The sequence below is a fragment of the Paraburkholderia strydomiana genome, assembly GCF_046030495.1.
In the GTDB taxonomy this organism is placed as follows: domain Bacteria; phylum Pseudomonadota; class Gammaproteobacteria; order Burkholderiales; family Burkholderiaceae; genus Paraburkholderia; species Paraburkholderia strydomiana_A.
The window spans coordinates 1-16934 of sequence record NZ_JAQQCJ010000011.1; the positions used below are offsets into that span (position 1 = coordinate 1).

Consider the following 16934-nt stretch of genomic DNA (forward strand, 5'->3'; position numbering starts at 1 on the left):
CCAACTCCAACCCCAACACCAACTCCAACCCCGACACCAACTCCAACCCCGACACCAACTCCCCCCACCAACACCGTCCCCCTGACCGTGGAACGATGGACGAGCTACGTCAACATGCCCTACGTCAGCGTCACGATCTGCATCCCAGGGGGCCAGGGCGCGAACCAATGCGAGACGATCGATCACATGCAGGTCGACACCGGCTCGGTCGGCGTGCGCGTGCTCGCCAGCGCATTAAGTTCGGCGCTCACCGCCAGCCTGCCAGCGCAATCGGGCGCCACCGACGATCCGACGGGTAGCGCAGCGATCGCCGAATGCGCACAGTTCAGCTCCGGTTTCACATGGGGAGCAGTCAAGCGCGCCGACGTAAAGATCGGCAGCAAGATGGCGGGCAACATGCCCATCCAGGTCATCGCCGACGGCAAGTATTCGACACCGTCGGAATGTCTGTCGCGCGGCGGCACCAACCTGAACACGAAGGCCCTGATGGGCGCGAACGGCGTAGTCGGCATTTCGACGGCACGGCGCGATTACGCGGCGGCCGCGAACACCGCGCTGCCGGCAACCTATTACTACTGCTCGTCCGCGGCGTCGTGCACGAGCACGCGTGTGCCGCTCGACATCCAGGTCATGAATCCGGTCGCCAATTTCACATCGGATAACAACGGCACGATCATCCGTCTACCCGCGTTGCCGGCGGGTGGCCAGGCCAGCGCGACCGGTGAACTGGTGTTCGGCATCGGCACGCAGGCGAACAACGCGCTGCCGTCGAATGCGAGCATTCTCACGCTGAATCCGAACGGCTATTTCACGACCACGTACCAGGGCTATTCGTATCTCAGCGCAATCGACAGCGGCTCCAATGCGAACCTCTTCACGGACTACACGACGCCTTATTCGGGCGACTGGTTTGTGCCTGCCACCACGCTCAGCCTGTCCGCGATCCTGGTGGGCACCGCCAGCGGATCCACGCCGGTGAGCGTGCCATTCTCACTGGCGAATGGATTTACGCTTCTGGCTAATCCGTACGCGGCCTATGACAGCCTCGGCTCACCCATGTACAGCATGTTCGTCTGGGGGCTGCCGTTCTTTTACGGCCGCAGCGTCTACACCGCACTCAACAACGCAACGATCGGCGCCCATACAGGGCCGTTCGTCGCGTTCTGATCGGGCGACACAAGCAACGGATCGAAACAGAAAGGCCGGCACCTCACGGCGCCGGCCTTCTCGCCAGCAGCACGATCGCATCGTCCACGACAGGCACGCGCGGATCACGCAAGAGCCATCCCTACTCGAATCGCAACGACCAGCGCCTACTCCGTCTCCCTCAACACCTGCGCCACCGTTCCGAAAATCCCCTCGAGCTGCGCCTCCTCGACGATCAACGGCAGAGAGAACGCCAGAATATCCCCGGTATAACGCGTCGACAGACCCTTCTCGAAGCAGCGCACGAGCATGTCATAAGCACGCGCGAGCGGCGCATGCACAAAGGCGCGGCGGCCATGCACCGCGGACGCCCGCTGGCGGATACGCGCGCTTCGTTGCGGCGCGGCACGCACCCGAACGAGGCGCCTACCGCGATCCTGCACCACTTTCGCGCGGCTGCGCGCCCCGCCGCCCCGCGCGCAGCCGCGCCGTGGCGCGCTGCCTATGCGATTCGAGTCGAAATTGCCGCATGGCATGTGGCTTGCAGTACAGGAGCGGCAAGTCATGCGGGATAAGCCCTGCTGGCTGAAATCGATGCCCATAAACAGTCACCATCAATGGCAAGGGGAAACACATGAAACGTCGCAGTCTGTTGAAGTTCGGTTCCATGTCCGGCGCATTGGCGCTTGCTGGTCAGGTGCCGTTCGCGAACGCGCAGTCCGGCAGTGGTCCGATCAAGGTGGGCATTCTCCATTCGCTGTCGGGCACGATGGCCATCTCCGAAACGTCGCTGAAGGACACCGCGTTGATGACCATCGCGGACATCAACAAGAATGGCGGCGTGATGGGCCGTCAGCTTCAGCCGGTGGTGGTCGACCCGGCGTCGAACTGGCCGCTGTTCGCCGAGAAAGCACGTCAGCTCATCACGCAGGAAAAGTGCGCTGTGGTGTTCGGCTGCTGGACGTCCGTGTCGCGCAAATCGGTGCTGCCGGTGTTCGAGGAACTGAACGGCCTGCTGTTCTATCCGGTGCAGTACGAAGGCGAGGAAATGTCGCGCAACGTTTTCTACACGGGCGCAGCGCCGAATCAGCAGGCGATTCCCGCGACCGAATATCTGATGAGCGCGGAAGGCGGCGGCGCCAAGCGCTTCTTCCTGCTAGGCACCGACTATGTGTATCCGCGGACGACCAACAAGATCCTGCGCGCGTTCCTCAAGTCCAAGGGCGTGCAGGAAGCCGATATTCAAGAGGTCTACACGCCGTTCGGCCATAGCGACTATCAGACCATCGTCGCGAACATCAAGACCTTCTCGCAAGGCGGCAAGACCGCGGTGATCTCGACCGTGAACGGCGACTCGAACGTGCCGTTCTACAAGGAACTCGGCAACCAGGGGCTGAAGGCGTCGGACGTGCCGGTGGTCGCCTTCTCGGTCGGCGAAGAGGAACTGCGCGGCATCGACACGAAACCGCTGGTCGGCAACCTCGCCGCATGGAACTACTTCATGTCGTTGCGCAACCCGGCCAACGAAAAGTTCAAGAAAGAATGGGCGACCTGGGTCAAGGACAACAACCTGCCGGGCGGCTCGAAGCGCGTGACCAACGACCCGATGGAAGCGACCTTCGTCGGCATCCATATGTGGAAGCAGGCAGTCGAGAAAGCGAAGAGCACCGACGTCGACAAGGTGCGCGTGGCGATGATCGGCCAGACCTTCGCGGCGCCGTCGGGCTTCACGCTGGAGATGGACGGTAACCACCATCTGCACAAGCCGGTGATGATCGGCGAAGTACGCGCCGACGGCCAGTTCAACGTGGTGTGGCGGACCAAGACCGCGATTCGCGCACAGCCGTGGAGCCCGTTCATCGCCGGCAATTCGAGCAAGCCGGATGTGGTCAGCTCGATTCCGGCGTTCCTGAAGCGCTCGCGCGTCGCCTGAGCGGACTGACAGGACGGCTCGACGCGGCGGTGCGGTTGTTGGCCGCTTAGCCGCGTCGCGAGCCGATGTAGGTGATTCCACCGAGGGCGCGCTCGCCGCACCGCGCATTCAGCCGGCGTGAAACGGGTTGGGTCACGGCTGTGCGTTCGCATCGCCGGCCTGGATTGGCGCGGTTGAAGTCGCGCAAGTCACGCCCTTGCACGAACCCGCCGCCTGCTTCTTCGCAGTCGCGGCGGCCGAAGCGGATCCACGGCGCGCACCCGCGACGCAGTAACCCGACAGCGCGGCACGACAGCTTGTATTGCATCCACGCCGCGCTGCCGGTTTTTCTCCAAAGGCCACCATGGCGTTTTCATTTCTCACAGACGCACGGCGATTCGCACGACGGCTCGCACAGCGCAGTATCGTCGGCGCGGCGCTGGTGCTCGTCGCCGGCGCTCCGCTCGCCGCGTTCGCGCTGACTCCCGCCGATGTCGCGCCGCTCGCCGGCGACGACTTCGACGCCAAATCCGCGGCGATCGACAAGCTGATCGCCAACCACGACAAGGAATCGCTCGCGGTGCTCAAGGCGCTGTCCGACGACAGCGCGCTCGCCACCGACGCGGGCGCCGTGCTGCTGCAGGACGGCGACACCGCACGCGATGCCGTCACCGGCAAGACGGTGGCCGCCGGCGACGCGCAGCCGGTCACCCTGAACAACCTGCTGCGCTCGAAAGTGTCGGGCGCACTTGCGGGTCTGCAACTCGATTCGCCGGACCGCGCCACGCGCGAAGCCGCGATCGGCGCGCTGCTGCAAAACCCCGATCCGGCGATCAAGCCGCTGGTCGACGCGGCCCGCGCAAAGGAAACCGATCCGGCCTTGAAGAAGCGCCTCGACACGCTGTGGGCGATGACCGCGCTGCACGACGCCGATCCGGCCAAACGGCTGGAGGCCGTGCAACTGGTGGCCGCGCGGCACGACCTCGACATGAACGAACTGCTGCGCCCGCTGGTCGCGAAGAAAGCGGACGGCAGCTTCGTCGAAGCCGACGAGCGCGTGCGCGCCGCCGCGCAAACAGGCATCGACGAACTCGATGCGATCCAGCGCCGCGGCCAGATCGCCGGCACGCTGTTCGCCGGGTTGTCGCTCGGCAGCGTGCTGCTGCTCGCCGCGCTCGGCCTTGCGATCACGTACGGGCTGATCGGCGTGATCAACATGGCGCACGGCGAATTCCTGATGATCGGCGCCTACGCCACCTACGTCGTGCAGAACCTGTTTCAGCGCTTCGCGCCCGGCGCGTTCGACTGGTACCCGCTGCTCGCGGTGCCGGCGTCATTCGTGGCGGCGGCGCTGGTCGGCATCGTGCTCGAACGGCTGGTGCTCAAGCATCTGTATGGCCGTCCGCTCGAAACGCTGCTGACCACCTTCGGCGTGAGCCTGATCCTGATCCAGGCGACCCGCATGCTGTTCGGCGCGCAGAACGTGCAGGTGATCAACCCGGCCTGGATGAGCGGCGGGGTGACCGTGCTGCCGAATCTGATCCTGCCGTACAACCGCCTCGCCATTCTGGCGTTTTCGCTGATCGTCGTCGGCATCGCGTGGGCGGTGTTGACGAAGACGCGCCTCGGCCTGTTCGTACGCGCGGTCACGCAGAATCGCCGCATGGCTGCGTGCGTCGGCGTGAAGACCGCGCGCGTCGATTCGTATGCGTTCGCGTTCGGCGCGGGCATCGCGGGTCTCGGCGGCTGCGCGCTGTCGCAGATCGGCAATGTCGGACCGGACCTCGGCCAGAGCTACATCATCGATTCGTTCATGGCGGTCGTGCTCGGCGGTGTCGGGCAGCTGGCGGGCACCGTCATCGGCGGCTTCGGGCTCGGGCTCGTCAGCAAGGCGATCGAGCCGTTCTGGGGCGCGGTGCTCGCGAAGATCGCGGTGCTGGTGCTGATCGTCCTGTTCATCCAGAAGCGTCCGCAGGGCATGTTCGCCCTCAAGGGCCGTAGCGCGGAGGCATGAGATGACTTCTGCTACTTCGACGACCTCGTCGGCTCACGGCGGCGCGGCGAACGGCGGCGCAGCCGCCGCGCGCGACGCGCAGTCCGGCTTCGCGCTCGGCCTGCCGCCGCGTCCCGCGCTGCTGTCGCGGCGCGCGTGGCTCGCGCTGATTGCGCTGATCATCGTGTTCGGACTCGGCGTGCCGTTCGCCACGCTGGTGCTGCCGGAGACGAGCCCGCTGCATCTGTCCGCGTACGCGACGACGATCACCGGCAAGTTCATGTGCTACGCGATCGCAGCGCTCGCGCTCGATCTCGTGTGGGGCTACTGCGGCATTCTCAGCCTCGGCCATGCGCTGTTCTTCGCGCTGGGCGGCTACGCGATCGGCATGTACCTGATGCGCGCGATCGGTCACGACGGCAAGTACGGCAGCGATCTGCCCGATTTCATGGTGTTTCTCGACTGGCATCAACTGCCGTGGTACTGGCAGGGCACACAGCATCTCGGCTACGCGCTCCTGCTGGTGGTGCTGGTGCCGGCGGTGGTCGCGTGGGTGTTCGGCTTCTTCACGTTCCGCTCGCGCGTGAAGGGCGTGTACCTGTCGATCATCACGCAGGCGATGACGTTCGCCGCGATGCTGCTGTTCTATCGCAATGAAACGGGCTTCGGCGGCAATAACGGCTTCACCGACTTCAAGCGCATCGGCGGTTTTCCGATCACGCATGCGGGCACCCGCACCGCGCTCCTGCTGATCACGTTCGCGGTGCTGATCCTCGCGTTCCTCGGCGCGCGCGCGATCGTCACGTCGAAGCTCGGCCGCGTGGTCACCGCCGTGCGCGACGGCGAAACGCGCCTGATGTTTCTCGGCTACAGCCCGCTCGCCTACAAGCTGTTCGTGTGGACCGTGTCGGCCGTACTGTGCGGGATCGCGGGTGCGTTATACGTGCCGCAGGTCGGCATCATCAATCCGGGCGAGATGTCGCCGGGCAACTCGATCGAGATGGCGATCTGGGTCGCGGTGGGCGGACGCGGCACGCTGATCGGGCCGATCATCGGCGCGTTCGCGGTGAACGGCGCGAAGAGCTTCTTCACGGCGAATTTCCCTGAATACTGGCTGTTCTTTCTCGGTCTGATCTTCGTGCTGGTCCCGCTGCTGCTGCCCAACGGCATCATGGGGCTGATCGAACTCGTGACGCGCAAAAGGAACCGCTCATGAACGAAAACCCGATGGTTCCTGATCTGGCTTTACCGGAGGCACCCGCCGAGCATTCGCTGAGCGGCGTCGCGAACATGGGGCACGTGGTGGTGCCCGGCGAGATCGACGTGTCGCACGGCACGATCCTGTATCTCGAAGACGTGACGGTGAGCTTCGACGGCTTTCGCGCGTTGAACGCGCTGTCGCTCGCGATCGACGCCGGCGAACTGCGCTGCATCATCGGCCCGAACGGCGCCGGCAAGACGACGATGATGGACGTCATCACCGGCAAGACCGAGCCGGACTCCGGCAAGGTCTTTCTCGGCCAGTCGATCGACCTGACGCGGATGAACGAGCCGTCCATCGCGCGGGCGGGGATCGGCCGCAAGTTCCAGAAGCCGACCGTGTTCGAGCAGCACCCCGTGTGGGAAAACCTCGAACTGGCGATGAAAACCGACAAGGGCTGGTTTGCGTCGTTGCGCGCGCGGCTGGATCGTCAAGCGCAAGCGCGCATCGAAGAAACGTTGGCGCTGATCGGTCTGGAAAGCGAAGCGCGGCGCTCAGCCGGAGAGCTGTCGCACGGACAGAAGCAGCGCCTCGAAATCGGCATGCTGCTGATGCAGCAACCGGCGCTGCTGCTGCTCGACGAACCGGCCGCCGGCATGACCGACGACGAAACCATGCAATTGGCCGAATTGCTCAACCATCTGCGCGGCACCTGTTCGATGATGGTCGTCGAACACGACATGGAGTTCGTGGCGGCGTTGTCGGGCGACACCGGCAAGGTGACGGTGATGGCCGAAGGCCGCGTGCTCGCGCACGGCACGCTCGACGAGGTCAAGCAGGACGAGACGGTGATCGAGTCGTACCTTGGTCGATGAGCGACCAATGAGCGGCCAATGAGTGAGCCGATGAATCAAAGCTTCGAACGGATAAAACGACCATGCTGGAAGTAGACAAACTGAACCAGTACTACGGCGGCAGCCACATCCTGCGCGATGTGAAGCTCACCGTGCCCGACGGCAAGCTCACTGTGCTGCTGGGCCGCAACGGCGTCGGCAAGACCACGCTGCTGCGCTGCCTGATGGGCGTGGTGCAGACGAAGAGCGGCTCGATCGCCTGGCGCGGCACGCCGATCACCAAACTGCCGACCTATTCGCGCGTCGAACACGGGCTCGCCTATGTGCCGCAAGGGCGCGATATCTTTCCGCGGCTGACCGTCGAGGAGAATCTGCTGGTCGGCGCGGCCAGCAAGAAGGCGCCGAAGAAGATCCCCGACCGTATCTACGAACTGTTCCCGGTGCTCAAGGACATGCGCAGCCGGCGCGGCGGCGATCTGTCCGGCGGTCAGCAACAACAGCTCGCCATTGGCCGCGCGCTGATGAGCGATCCGCAATTGCTGATTCTCGACGAACCGACCGAAGGCATTCAGCCGTCGATCATTCAGGACATCGGCCGCACGCTGCGTCAGCTGGTCGAGGAAATGGGCATGACGGTGCTGCTCGTCGAGCAGTACTACGACTTCGCGAAGGACATCGCCGATCGCTACTGGGTGATGAGCCGCGGCGAAATCGTCGCGGGCGGCGAAGGCGCAAATATGGACACGGATGGTGTGCGCGCGTTGATCGCGGTGTGATGCGGATGTGATCACCGCGTGAGCAGCGCACGACGAACGCGCGCAAACGCGCGTGCCGCGCGTGCTATTCTCGCCGCATCGTCAGGCGGCGCGGCTCGCGTCCGCGTGGCGCACGCAGGCTCGCTTCGCCCTAATACGGCGCCTTCATATGCCGCTCCAACACGTCGACCGCACGTCCATTCGCATGTCGCTTCACGAAAATCACGCCACGCTCGCTAGTGCGCAACCTCCGGCACAACCCGCCGCGCAAAGCGCCGCGCCTTCGACATGGCGCGCGCGTCTCGAACTCGGCTTCGTCAAACAGGACGCGCGCACGACGCTCGTGCACCGGCTGCATGACGGACCGTTGCGCGTGCAGCGCACGCTGCATCCCGAAGGCCAGGCGATCTGCCATGCGGTGATCGTGCATCCTCCCGGTGGCATTGCGGGCGGCGATCAGCTCGATATCGACGTCGCGCTCGGCGCCGGTTCGCATGCGGTCATCACCACGCCCGGCGCAACCAAGTGGTACAAGTCCAACGGCCGCGCCGCGCGCCAGCAGATCGCCGTGCGTGTCGGCGAGCAGGCGAAGCTCGACTGGCTGCCGCAAAACAACATCGTGTTCGACCACGCGAACGCGCATCTGGACTTCTCGCTGACGCTGGCCGACGGCGCCACCGCGTTGGGATGGGATGCGACCCAGCTCGGGCGGCAAGCCGCCGGTGAACGCTGGTCGCATGGCCGCTTGCGCGCCGTCTCGCGAATCGTGGGTCCGCAAGGCGAGCTGCTGTGGCTCGAACGCGCGGCCCTCGACGCCGCCGATCCGCTGCGTAACGGCCCCCAGGGGCTCGCCGGCTTCCCCGCCTATGGGACGCTATGGGCCGTCGGCGCCGCGTGCGACGACGCGCTCGCCGAGTCGCTCACCGCGCAACTGCCGTTCGACGATTCGCTGCGCGCCGCCACTTCGTGCGTGACGAACGGCGTGCTGCTCGTGCGCGCGGTGTCGCGCTCGATGGAAACGCTTCAGCACGCATTGACGCGCTGCTGGCTGCAACTGCGGCCGGTCGTGCACGGCGTCGCGGCGAAGCCACTGCGAATCTGGTCGACCTGAACGATCCGGCGAGGGGCTCGCCTGTTCGCACAGCCTTTCACCTTCGCAAGGCCACTCGCGCACCACGGCGGCGCAGTCGCGCGCCCCAATCGGGTGCGTCGTCCGCCTTTTCGCCCGCTCGCTCAAGCTGCACCGCGATGGCACACACCTTGCATCGTCCAGCGCCACGATGCTGCCGCAACTCGACGGCAGCCGGCCGGCTCACCGCCGTCACGACACCATCACCACACCGCGCCACCGCTGACGACCATGAAACTTTTGCTTACCCGCCCCGCGCGCCGCGCGTTGCTCGCCGCGCTGCTGTCCGTGCCCATCGTCGCGCACCTCGCCTTTCATGCGGTCGCCGCTCACGCGGACACGCTCGACAACATCGCCAAGGCGGGCGTGCTGAAAGTGGCCGTCCCGGAAGACTATCCGCCGTTCGGCGCGGTCGGCCCCGACATGAAGCCGCAAGGCTATGACATCGACACCGCGGCGCTGCTCGCGAAGTCGATGAACGTGAAGCTCGAACTCGTGCCGGTCAATAGCGCGAACCGGATTCCGTATCTGCAAACGGGCAAGGTCGATCTGGTGATCTCGTCGCTCGGCAAAACGCCGGAGCGCACGAAGGTGATCGACTTTTCGAGCGCCTATGCGCCCTACTACCAGGGCGTGTTCGGTCCCGCCGACATCAAGGTGAGCGGTCCCGCCGATCTCACCGGCAAGACGGTCGGCGCGACGCGCGGCGCGCTCGAGGAAATCGGACTGTCGCAGATGGCGCCGAACGCGACCATCAAACGCTTCGAGGACAACAACGCGACCATCGCCGCGTTCCTGTCGGGCCAGGTGCAGTTGATCGCCGCGGGCAATATCGTCGCCGCCGCGATCATCGCGAAGAATCCGCCGCGCCGGCCGGAGCCGAAGTTCGTCATCAAGAATTCGCCGTGCTTCGTCGGCATGAACAAGAACGAGCCGCGCCTGCAGCAGAAAGTGGACGCGGCGATCGCCCAGGCCAAACACGACGGCACGCTCGACACGATGTCGAAGAAGTGGTTCGGCGCGCCGTTGCCGGCCGACATGTAAGCGAGGCCCGCTTGTAAGCGAGCCGTTAGCCGGACTTGATACGGTGACCGGCCTGGCCGGTTTATCCGGCGTGATCTGCGTCGCTCACTCGCCGCATGCGCATCGCGTGCTCGCGGCCGCGACGCACAACGCCTATCATGGTCGCGGCCGACGGTCCCTGCGGGGACCGCCCTAACGACCTATCCGGACCACAACTCGGACCACCCTCCGGACCGTCATAACCGAACCCACACATTCGATGAAGCTCACACCTCGCGAGAAGGACAAGCTGCTGATCTTCACCGCCGCGCTGCTTGCCGAACGGCGCCGCGCACGCGGCCTCAAACTCAACTATCCGGAAGCGATCGCGTTCATCACCGCGGCGCTCATGGAAGCGGCCCGCGACGGCAAGACCGTCGCCGAGGTCATGTACTACGGCACTACGCTGCTCACCCGCGACGACGTCATGGAAGGCGTGCCCGAGATGATCCCCGACATCCAGGTCGAAGCCACCTTCCCCGACGGCACCAAGCTCGTCACCGTTCATCACCCGATCCCTTAAGCGTACAAGGCAAGCCCCATGATTCCCGGCGAACTCATCACCGACGACGGCGAACACGAGCTCAACGCAGGCCGCGCCACGGTCACGGTGGTCGTGTCGAATACCGGCGACCGCCCGGTGCAGATCGGCTCGCACTACCACTTCTACGAGGTGAACGAGGCGCTCTCGTTCGATCGCGACACGGCGCGCGGCTTCCGGCTGAATATCGCGGCGGGCACCGCCGTGCGCTTCGAACCCGGCCAGGAACGTACCGTCGAGCTGGTTGCGCTGGCGGGCGAGCGCGTCGTCTACGGGTTCAACGGCAAGGTGATGGGCAAGCTCTGACGCCCTGCATGCGTCCTACGCACCCCCTGCCCGAACCGCCCTGCTCCATTCCGGACTCACACCATGACCTTACGCATTGACCGCCGCGCGTACGCGGAAATGTTCGGCCCCACCACCGGCGACCGCGTGCGTCTCGCCGACACCGAGTTATTGATCGAAGTCGAACGCGACTTCACCACCTACGGCGAAGAAGTCAAATTCGGCGGCGGCAAGGTGATTCGCGACGGCATGGGCCAGTCGCAACGCGTGCACGCCGACGTGGTCGACACCGTCGTCACGAACGCGGTGATTCTCGACCACTGGGGCATCGTCAAAGCCGACATCGGCATCAAGAACGGTCGCATCGCCGCGATCGGCAAGGCGGGCAATCCCGACATCCAGCCGAACGTGACGATCGCAATCGGCGCGTCCACCGAAGTGATCGCGGGCGAAGGCCTGATCGTGACGGCGGGCGGCATCGACACGCACATTCACTTCATCAGCCCACAGCAGATCGAGGAAGCGCTCGCGAGCGGCGTGACGACGATGCTCGGCGGCGGCACCGGTCCGGCGACCGGCACCAACGCGACCACCTGCACGCCGGGTCCGTGGCATCTCGAACGGATGCTGCAGGCGGCCGACGGTTATCCGATGAACCTCGGCTTTCTCGGCAAGGGCAACGTGAGCCAGCCGCAGCCGGCGCTGGAACAGATCGCCGCCGGCGCGATCGGCCTGAAGCTGCACGAGGACTGGGGCACGACGCCCGCCGCGATCGACAACTGCCTCTCGGTGGCGGACGACACCGACACCCAGGTCGCGATCCACACCGACACGCTGAACGAAGCGGGTTTCGTCGAAGCGACGGTAGCTGCGTTCAAGGGCCGCACGATCCACACGTATCACACGGAAGGCGCGGGCGGCGGCCACGCGCCGGACATCATCAAGGTGTGCGGCGAGGCGAACGTGCTGCCCTCGTCGACCAATCCGACGCGCCCCTACACCGTCAATACGCTCGACGAGCATCTCGACATGCTGATGGTGTGCCACCACCTGGACCCGTCGATCGCGGAAGACATCGCGTTCGCCGAGTCGCGCATCCGCCGCGAGACGATCGCCGCCGAAGACATCCTGCACGACCTCGGCGCGCTGTCGATGCTGTCGTCGGATTCGCAGGCGATGGGGCGCGTGGGCGAAGTGATCATCCGCACGTGGCAGACCGCGCACAAGATGAAGGTGCAACGCGGCGCGCTGCCTGAAGACACCGCGCGCCACGACAACTTCCGCGCGAAGCGCTATGTCGCCAAGTACACGATCAACCCCGCGATCACGCACGGCATCGCGCATGAAGTCGGCTCGATCGAACCGGGCAAGTGGGCCGATCTGGTGTTCTGGGAACCGGCGTTCTTCGGCATCAAACCGTCGCTGATCCTCAAGGGCGGCATGATCGCAATGGCGCAGATGGGCGACCCCAACGCATCGATCCCGACGCCGCAGCCGGTGCATTATCGTGAGATGTTCGCGACGCGCGGCGGCGCCCTCGGGCGCACCTCGCTGACCTTCGTCTCGCAGATGGCCGCCGATGCGGGCGTGGCCGAACGCTATGGGTTGAACAAGCGTATCGTGGCCGTGAAGAACTGCCGCAACATTTCGAAGGCCGACATGATTCACAACGCGTGGCGCCCGGCGATCAGCGTCGATCCGGAAACCTATCAGGTGATCGCCGACGGTCAGTTGCTGACCTGCGAGCCGGCGACCGTGCTGCCGATGGCGCAACGCTACTTTCTGTTCTGACCATGCGTACTTTCGACAAACTGCTGGCGCCGCATCTGAAGCTCGCGCCGGTGCTGATCAAGCGGGCGCCGACGCTGACGCTCGCTTTCGACGAACGGCGCAAGAGCCGCCTCGCGGCCACGCTCGATAACGGCGAAGAAGTCGCGCTGCTGCTGCCGCGCGGCACGGTGCTGCGCGACGGCGACGTGCTGGTCGCCGACGACGGCGGCCTCGTGCGGGTCGTCGCCGCGCCGGAAGCGGTGCTGTACGTGCGCGCGAAAGATGCGTTGACGCTGACGCGCGCCGCGTATCACCTCGGCAATCGTCATACGCCGGTGGAAGTGGGCGCGGACTATCTGAAGCTCGAATACGATCCGGTGCTGGCCGACATGCTCAAGCGCATCGGCGCGACGGTCGATCAGGTGTCGATGCCGTTTCAGCCCGAGTCCGGCGCGTATGGCGGCGGGCATAAGCATGGGCATGACGAGACGTTCGCCGAGGACTATGCGCTCGCGCAGCAGGTGTTTGGCGAGCATCATGGGCATTCGCATGAGCAGGGTCACTCGCATGACCACGACCATGACCATGTGCACGGTCATTCGCACGACCACGACCACGATTCCAGCGGTCACGTACACGACGAATCCTGCGGCCACGCACATCACGCGCACCATGCGCATCGCTGAACTCACCGCGCTGCTGCATCTCGCCTCGCCGGCCTTGCCGATCGGCGCGTTCAGCTATTCGCAGGGTCTCGAAGCGGCGATCGAAGCGCAGCTGATCACCGACGCCGACTCCGCGCGCGCATGGATCGAACGCGGTCTGACCGACGTGCTCGCGCACGGCGAGCTGCCGTTCCTCGCGCATCAAATGGAGCGCTGGGGTTCGCATGACGCCGCCGGCCTCGCTGAAGCCAACCGCGAATTCCTCGCGAGCCGCGAGTCCGCGGAACTGCGCCGCGAAACGGAACAGATGGGCTGGTCGCTACGGCAATTGTGCGTGTCGCTCGAATGGGGCGATGCTGAAAGACGCGCGACGCTCGCCTCGCTCACGCCGCTCGCGCAGCCCACCGCATTCGCCTTCGCCGCCTACGCGCACGACGCCACCCTCGATGCCGCGCTCGCCGCGTATGCATTCAGCTGGGTCGAGAACCAGGCGGCCGCCGCATTGAAGGCCGTGCCGTTGGGACAGCTCGCGGGTCAGCGCATCATCGTCGCATTGCGCGCGCCGATCGATGCCGCGGTTACGCGCGCGCTGGCCACCTCGCCCGAGAACATCAACACGTTCGCGCCGCAACTCGGCATTCTGTCGGCGCGTCACGAGTCGCAGTATTCGCGACTTTTCCGCTCATAAACCGATCCATCATGAACGCACCTCATCATCCCGCCCACTCGTCCGTCCGTACGAAGAAACTGCCGCCGCTGCGCGTGGGCGTCGGCGGACCGGTCGGCTCCGGCAAGACCACGCTGCTCGAAATGCTCTGCAAGGCAATGCGCGACCGGTACGACCTCGTCGCGATCACCAACGACATCTATACGAAAGAGGATCAGCGTCTGTTGACCGTGGCGGGCGCGCTGCCGGCCGAGCGGATCATGGGCGTCGAAACGGGCGGTTGCCCGCACACGGCCATCCGCGAGGACGCGTCGATCAATCTCGAAGCCGTCGACCGCATGCTGACGCGTTTTCCCGATGCGGACATCGTGTTCATCGAATCGGGCGGCGACAACCTCGCGGCGACGTTCAGCCCGGAACTGTCGGACCTGACGATCTACGTGATCGACGTGGCGGGCGGCGAGAAGATTCCGCGCAAGGGCGGACCTGGCATTACGAAGTCGGATCTGCTGGTGATCAACAAGACGGACCTCGCACCGATGGTCGGCGCGAATCTCGACGTGATGGCGTCGGATGCGAAGAAGATGCGCGGCGAGCGGCCCTTCGTGATGTGTAATCTGAAGGCGCTCGACGGGTTGGATCAGGTGGTGGGGTTTATCGAGCGCAAGGGGTTGCTGAAGGTTTGATGCCTCACTCGCCCGGATGACATTCCAGCAGGAATGCCATCATCTCGGAGCCATCCTTCGACAGATAAAAGCGCACCATCTTTTCGTTGAAATCGGCCGCGCGCTGTGCCGGAACGCTGATCGCATCGATGCCGTTTGCCATCAGCACGCCGTTCATCATGAAGCGCGACGTCCGCTTGTTGCCGTCGAAGAAGAACTGCTGCAATGCGCCGAACAGGAAGAACGCGCAGCCGCGCTCGAACGCATTCGAAACCTGCTCTACAAGCGCGCGCGCCTGCGGTAAAAACCCGGTTGAGTTCAGGCGCGCCGGGCAAAGTCGGCAAAGGCGTATGGCGACCTGCCTCACCCAACGCGACGTCAGGCGTATATCGCGTCTCCTCTCCCTCTACCCGGAAGACGCCCCATTCAAGCGCTTCATTACGCGCGACAAGGCGGTGCAAATCGCAGAATGTGGTCTTGTCGAGCGCGAATCGACCGTTCTGCACAATCGCGAGCAAGTGCTTCGAACTCTCCGCGAGGTTCAGGATTTGCTCCTGATCGGATATCTTCCGACCACCCACGGTGACACCGTCGAGCAGCGTCTTCACCTCGGGAAACGTAAAGGGATTTCCTTCGAGCACGCTCGCATCCCACACGAATTCCGGCAGCATGCGATGAAAGCGGAAGCACACCCGTTTGATCGAGTGAACCGGGATGTCTTGAGGAATCGCGGCGCGGTCCCATTGAAAGCCGAGGTCGGAGAAAAGCGTCATTGCAGGTGGTGGGAAAGCGGTTCAGGTCATAGGGCCGCAGTTGCATGAGCCCAATCTGCGCAGAATATGGTATTCATTGACGAGCGGAGCGATGAACCGCGCTCCGCGTGTCACGGCGCCCCGTCCCCTCACTCCGGCACCAACGCCATCAACACATCCACCGTCCGCGCCGTGGCCCCGCGATGCCGCGCGGCGAATGCCGACGCCGCGCCGCCCATCGCGAGCCGCCGCGCCTTGTCGCCGAACAGTTCGCGCAACGCTCGCGCCAGATCGGCCGGGTCCTGCACCTGCACCGCGGCGCCCGCCGCGACCGCATCCGCGGTGGCTTGCGTGAAGTTGAACACGTGCGGCCCGATCAGCACCGGCACACCAACGGCGCACGCTTCGATCAGATTCTGCCCGCCGAGCGGCAGCAGACTCCCGCCGATAAACGCCAGATCCGCGGCGGCATAGTAAGCGCCCAATTCACCCATCGAATCGCCAAGCAGCACCGTCACCCCGGCTGGCAACGTCGGCACGGCGTCACCCGTCGCCATGCCCGCCGACGCCACCTTCGCATCCGGCGCCCACGTCGAACGCCGTTCGAGCCGCAGCCCCGCTTTCTCGACCAACGCCGCCACTTCATTGAAACGCTGCGGATGACGCGGCACCAGAATCAGCAGCGCGTCCTCGACATTCAGCGCCGCGAACGCCTGCAACACCAGCGCCTCTTCCCCCTCGCGCGTGCTTGCCGCGACCCACACCGGCCGCGTGCCGATCGCCGCACGCCACGCATGACCGCGCGCCGCCAGCTCCGGCGGCGTGCTCATATCGAACTTCAGATTGCCGAGCACCGCGACGTTGCGCGCGCCGAGCGCGGTGAGCCGCTCGGCATCCGAGGGACTCTGCGCGAGCACGCGCGAGAACCCGCCGAACACGTCCTTGGTCGCGCCGCCGAATTTGGCCGCGCGCTTATACGAGCGCGCCGACATCCGCGCATTGGTCAGCACGAGCGGCACATCCGCGCGACGGCATTCGTCGATCAACGTCGGCCACACTTCGGTTTCCATCACCAGACCGACCGAGGGACGCCACGCACGCAGGAAACGTCGCACCGCATGCGGCATGTCGTACGGCAGATAGCTGCGCAACACGCGGTCGCCGAAAATCTCCGTGCCGGTGGCGCGACCGCTCGGCGTCATGTGGGTCAACAGAATGCGCGCGTCGGGACGCGCCTTGATCAGCGCTTCGATCAGCGGCTGCGCGGCGCGCGTCTCGCCGACCGACACCGCATGCACCCAGATCAGCGGCCCGTTGTCCTCGGGCAAACGCCCGCGCGAATAGCCGAAGCGCTCGCCGATATGCTCGCGGTAACCGCGTTCCTTGCGCGAACGGATCAACAGACGCAGCACGGCGAGCGGCGCGATGATCCACCAGAGCGCGTTATAAATCGCCCTCAGCATCGGCACTCCGCGAAGGCGAAAGCCGCAGCCTCCCGCGCAGGTTCCGCATTCTTCACGCGCTCGAACGCACAGGC

General features: G+C 65.2%; 16 protein-coding genes and 1 pseudogene. 14 read left to right on the top strand and 3 right to left on the bottom strand.

All coding sequences use genetic code 11. From position 1 onward, the window contains the following. Positions 1 to 1167 (top strand): DUF3443 domain-containing protein (locus tag PQQ53_RS16115; RefSeq protein ID WP_408324846.1); only part of this gene is annotated, 1167 nt, incomplete at its 5' end. A 146-nt stretch (positions 1168 to 1313) separates the two neighbouring features. Here PQQ53_RS16115 and PQQ53_RS16120 read toward each other — a convergent pair. Then, positions 1314 to 1478: pseudogene (locus PQQ53_RS16120) on the bottom strand (omega-aminotransferase AptA); the annotation flags it as partial. Positions 1479 to 1780: 302 nt separating this feature from the next. Here PQQ53_RS16120 and urtA point away from each other — a divergent pair. The 13 genes from urtA (at position 1781) to ureG (ending at position 14666) form a co-directional block, all read left to right on the top strand. Beyond that, positions 1781 to 3079, top strand: a complete 1299-nt coding sequence (gene urtA, locus PQQ53_RS16125) for an urea ABC transporter substrate-binding protein (RefSeq protein WP_408144477.1) — start codon at positions 1781 to 1783, stop codon at positions 3077 to 3079. Between the two features lie 343 nt (positions 3080 to 3422). Beyond that, complete coding sequence (urtB, locus tag PQQ53_RS16130) at positions 3423 to 5072, top strand: urea ABC transporter permease subunit UrtB (protein ID WP_408144475.1); 1650 nt, start codon at positions 3423 to 3425, stop codon at positions 5070 to 5072. A 1-nt stretch (position 5073) separates the two neighbouring features. After that, positions 5074 to 6267, top strand: a complete 1194-nt coding sequence (gene urtC, locus PQQ53_RS16135) for an urea ABC transporter permease subunit UrtC (protein WP_408144473.1) — start codon at positions 5074 to 5076, stop codon at positions 6265 to 6267. After that, the gene (urtD, locus tag PQQ53_RS16140) at positions 6264 to 7127 is read left to right on the top strand and encodes an urea ABC transporter ATP-binding protein UrtD (RefSeq protein ID WP_408144471.1); all 864 of its coding nucleotides are present in this window, start codon (positions 6264 to 6266) and stop codon (positions 7125 to 7127) included. The genes urtC and urtD overlap by 4 nt, the downstream gene beginning before the upstream one ends. 62 nt (positions 7128 to 7189) lie before the next feature. Further along, complete coding sequence (gene urtE / locus PQQ53_RS16145; RefSeq protein ID WP_408144469.1) at positions 7190 to 7882, top strand: urea ABC transporter ATP-binding subunit UrtE; 693 nt, start codon at positions 7190 to 7192, stop codon at positions 7880 to 7882. Between the two features lie 184 nt (positions 7883 to 8066). Further along, entirely contained in the window at positions 8067 to 8972 is a 906-nt protein-coding gene (locus PQQ53_RS16150; RefSeq protein WP_408325015.1) for an urease accessory protein UreD, read from the top strand. A 249-nt stretch (positions 8973 to 9221) separates the two neighbouring features. Next, entirely contained in the window at positions 9222 to 10034 is an 813-nt protein-coding gene (locus PQQ53_RS16155; RefSeq protein WP_408144465.1) for a transporter substrate-binding domain-containing protein, read from the top strand. Positions 10035 to 10272: 238 nt separating this feature from the next. Further along, positions 10273 to 10575 carry an urease subunit gamma gene (gene ureA, locus PQQ53_RS16160; RefSeq protein ID WP_042327793.1) on the top strand — a complete coding sequence of 101 codons (303 nt, stop codon included), beginning with the start codon at positions 10273 to 10275 and terminating at the stop codon, positions 10573 to 10575. Between the two features lie 18 nt (positions 10576 to 10593). After that, on the top strand, positions 10594 to 10899 hold the full coding sequence (locus PQQ53_RS16165; RefSeq protein WP_121316726.1) for an urease subunit beta: 306 nt from the start codon (positions 10594 to 10596) through the stop codon (positions 10897 to 10899). 63 nt (positions 10900 to 10962) lie between these two features. Further along, positions 10963 to 12669, top strand: coding sequence for an urease subunit alpha (gene ureC, locus PQQ53_RS16170; protein WP_408152919.1), 1707 nt, complete (start codon positions 10963 to 10965; stop codon positions 12667 to 12669). 2 nt (positions 12670 to 12671) lie between these two features. Beyond that, a complete protein-coding gene (gene ureE / locus PQQ53_RS16175; protein WP_408324848.1) occupies positions 12672 to 13334 on the top strand; it encodes an urease accessory protein UreE in 663 nt (220 codons plus the stop codon). After that, the gene (locus tag PQQ53_RS16180; protein ID WP_408325016.1) at positions 13321 to 14001 is read left to right on the top strand and encodes an urease accessory protein UreF; all 681 of its coding nucleotides are present in this window, start codon (positions 13321 to 13323) and stop codon (positions 13999 to 14001) included. The genes ureE and PQQ53_RS16180 overlap by 14 nt, the downstream gene beginning before the upstream one ends. A gap of 11 nt (positions 14002 to 14012) precedes the next feature. Beyond that, positions 14013 to 14666 carry an urease accessory protein UreG gene (gene ureG, locus PQQ53_RS16185; RefSeq protein ID WP_408324850.1) on the top strand — a complete coding sequence of 218 codons (654 nt, stop codon included), beginning with the start codon at positions 14013 to 14015 and terminating at the stop codon, positions 14664 to 14666. Here ureG and PQQ53_RS16190 read toward each other — a convergent pair. Both PQQ53_RS16190 and waaA read right to left on the bottom strand, forming a co-directional pair. Further along, complete coding sequence (locus PQQ53_RS16190; RefSeq protein WP_408324852.1) at positions 14621 to 15418, bottom strand: Fic family protein; 798 nt, start codon at positions 15416 to 15418, stop codon at positions 14621 to 14623. The two genes, ureG and PQQ53_RS16190, sit on opposite strands and share 46 nt — an antisense overlap. Before the next feature lie 128 nt (positions 15419 to 15546). Beyond that, entirely contained in the window at positions 15547 to 16860 is a 1314-nt protein-coding gene (waaA, locus tag PQQ53_RS16195; protein ID WP_408144454.1) for a lipid IV(A) 3-deoxy-D-manno-octulosonic acid transferase, read from the bottom strand. Positions 16861 to 16934: the final 74 nt, after the last annotated feature.

Bases quoted from the DNA above. Each gene is read 5' to 3' on its own strand.
- urtA (WP_408144477.1), top strand. From the start codon at position 1,781: ATGAAACGTCGCAGTCTGTTGAAGTTCGGTTCCATGTCCGGCGCATTG.
- urtB (WP_408144475.1), top strand. From the start codon at position 3,423: ATGGCGTTTTCATTTCTCACAGACGCACGGCGATTCGCACGACGGCTC.
- urtC (WP_408144473.1), top strand. From the start codon at position 5,074: ATGACTTCTGCTACTTCGACGACCTCGTCGGCTCACGGCGGCGCGGCG.
- urtD (WP_408144471.1), top strand. From the start codon at position 6,264: ATGAACGAAAACCCGATGGTTCCTGATCTGGCTTTACCGGAGGCACCC.
- urtE (WP_408144469.1), top strand. From the start codon at position 7,190: ATGCTGGAAGTAGACAAACTGAACCAGTACTACGGCGGCAGCCACATC.
- PQQ53_RS16150 (WP_408325015.1), top strand. From the start codon at position 8,067: ATGTCGCTTCACGAAAATCACGCCACGCTCGCTAGTGCGCAACCTCCG.
- PQQ53_RS16155 (WP_408144465.1), top strand. From the start codon at position 9,222: ATGAAACTTTTGCTTACCCGCCCCGCGCGCCGCGCGTTGCTCGCCGCG.
- ureA (WP_042327793.1), top strand. From the start codon at position 10,273: ATGAAGCTCACACCTCGCGAGAAGGACAAGCTGCTGATCTTCACCGCC.
- PQQ53_RS16165 (WP_121316726.1), top strand. From the start codon at position 10,594: ATGATTCCCGGCGAACTCATCACCGACGACGGCGAACACGAGCTCAAC.
- ureC (WP_408152919.1), top strand. From the start codon at position 10,963: ATGACCTTACGCATTGACCGCCGCGCGTACGCGGAAATGTTCGGCCCC.
- ureE (WP_408324848.1), top strand. From the start codon at position 12,672: ATGCGTACTTTCGACAAACTGCTGGCGCCGCATCTGAAGCTCGCGCCG.
- PQQ53_RS16180 (WP_408325016.1), top strand. From the start codon at position 13,321: ATGCGCATCGCTGAACTCACCGCGCTGCTGCATCTCGCCTCGCCGGCC.
- ureG (WP_408324850.1), top strand. From the start codon at position 14,013: ATGAACGCACCTCATCATCCCGCCCACTCGTCCGTCCGTACGAAGAAA.
- PQQ53_RS16190 (WP_408324852.1), bottom strand. From the start codon at position 15,418: ATGACGCTTTTCTCCGACCTCGGCTTTCAATGGGACCGCGCCGCGATT.
- waaA (WP_408144454.1), bottom strand. From the start codon at position 16,860: ATGCTGAGGGCGATTTATAACGCGCTCTGGTGGATCATCGCGCCGCTC.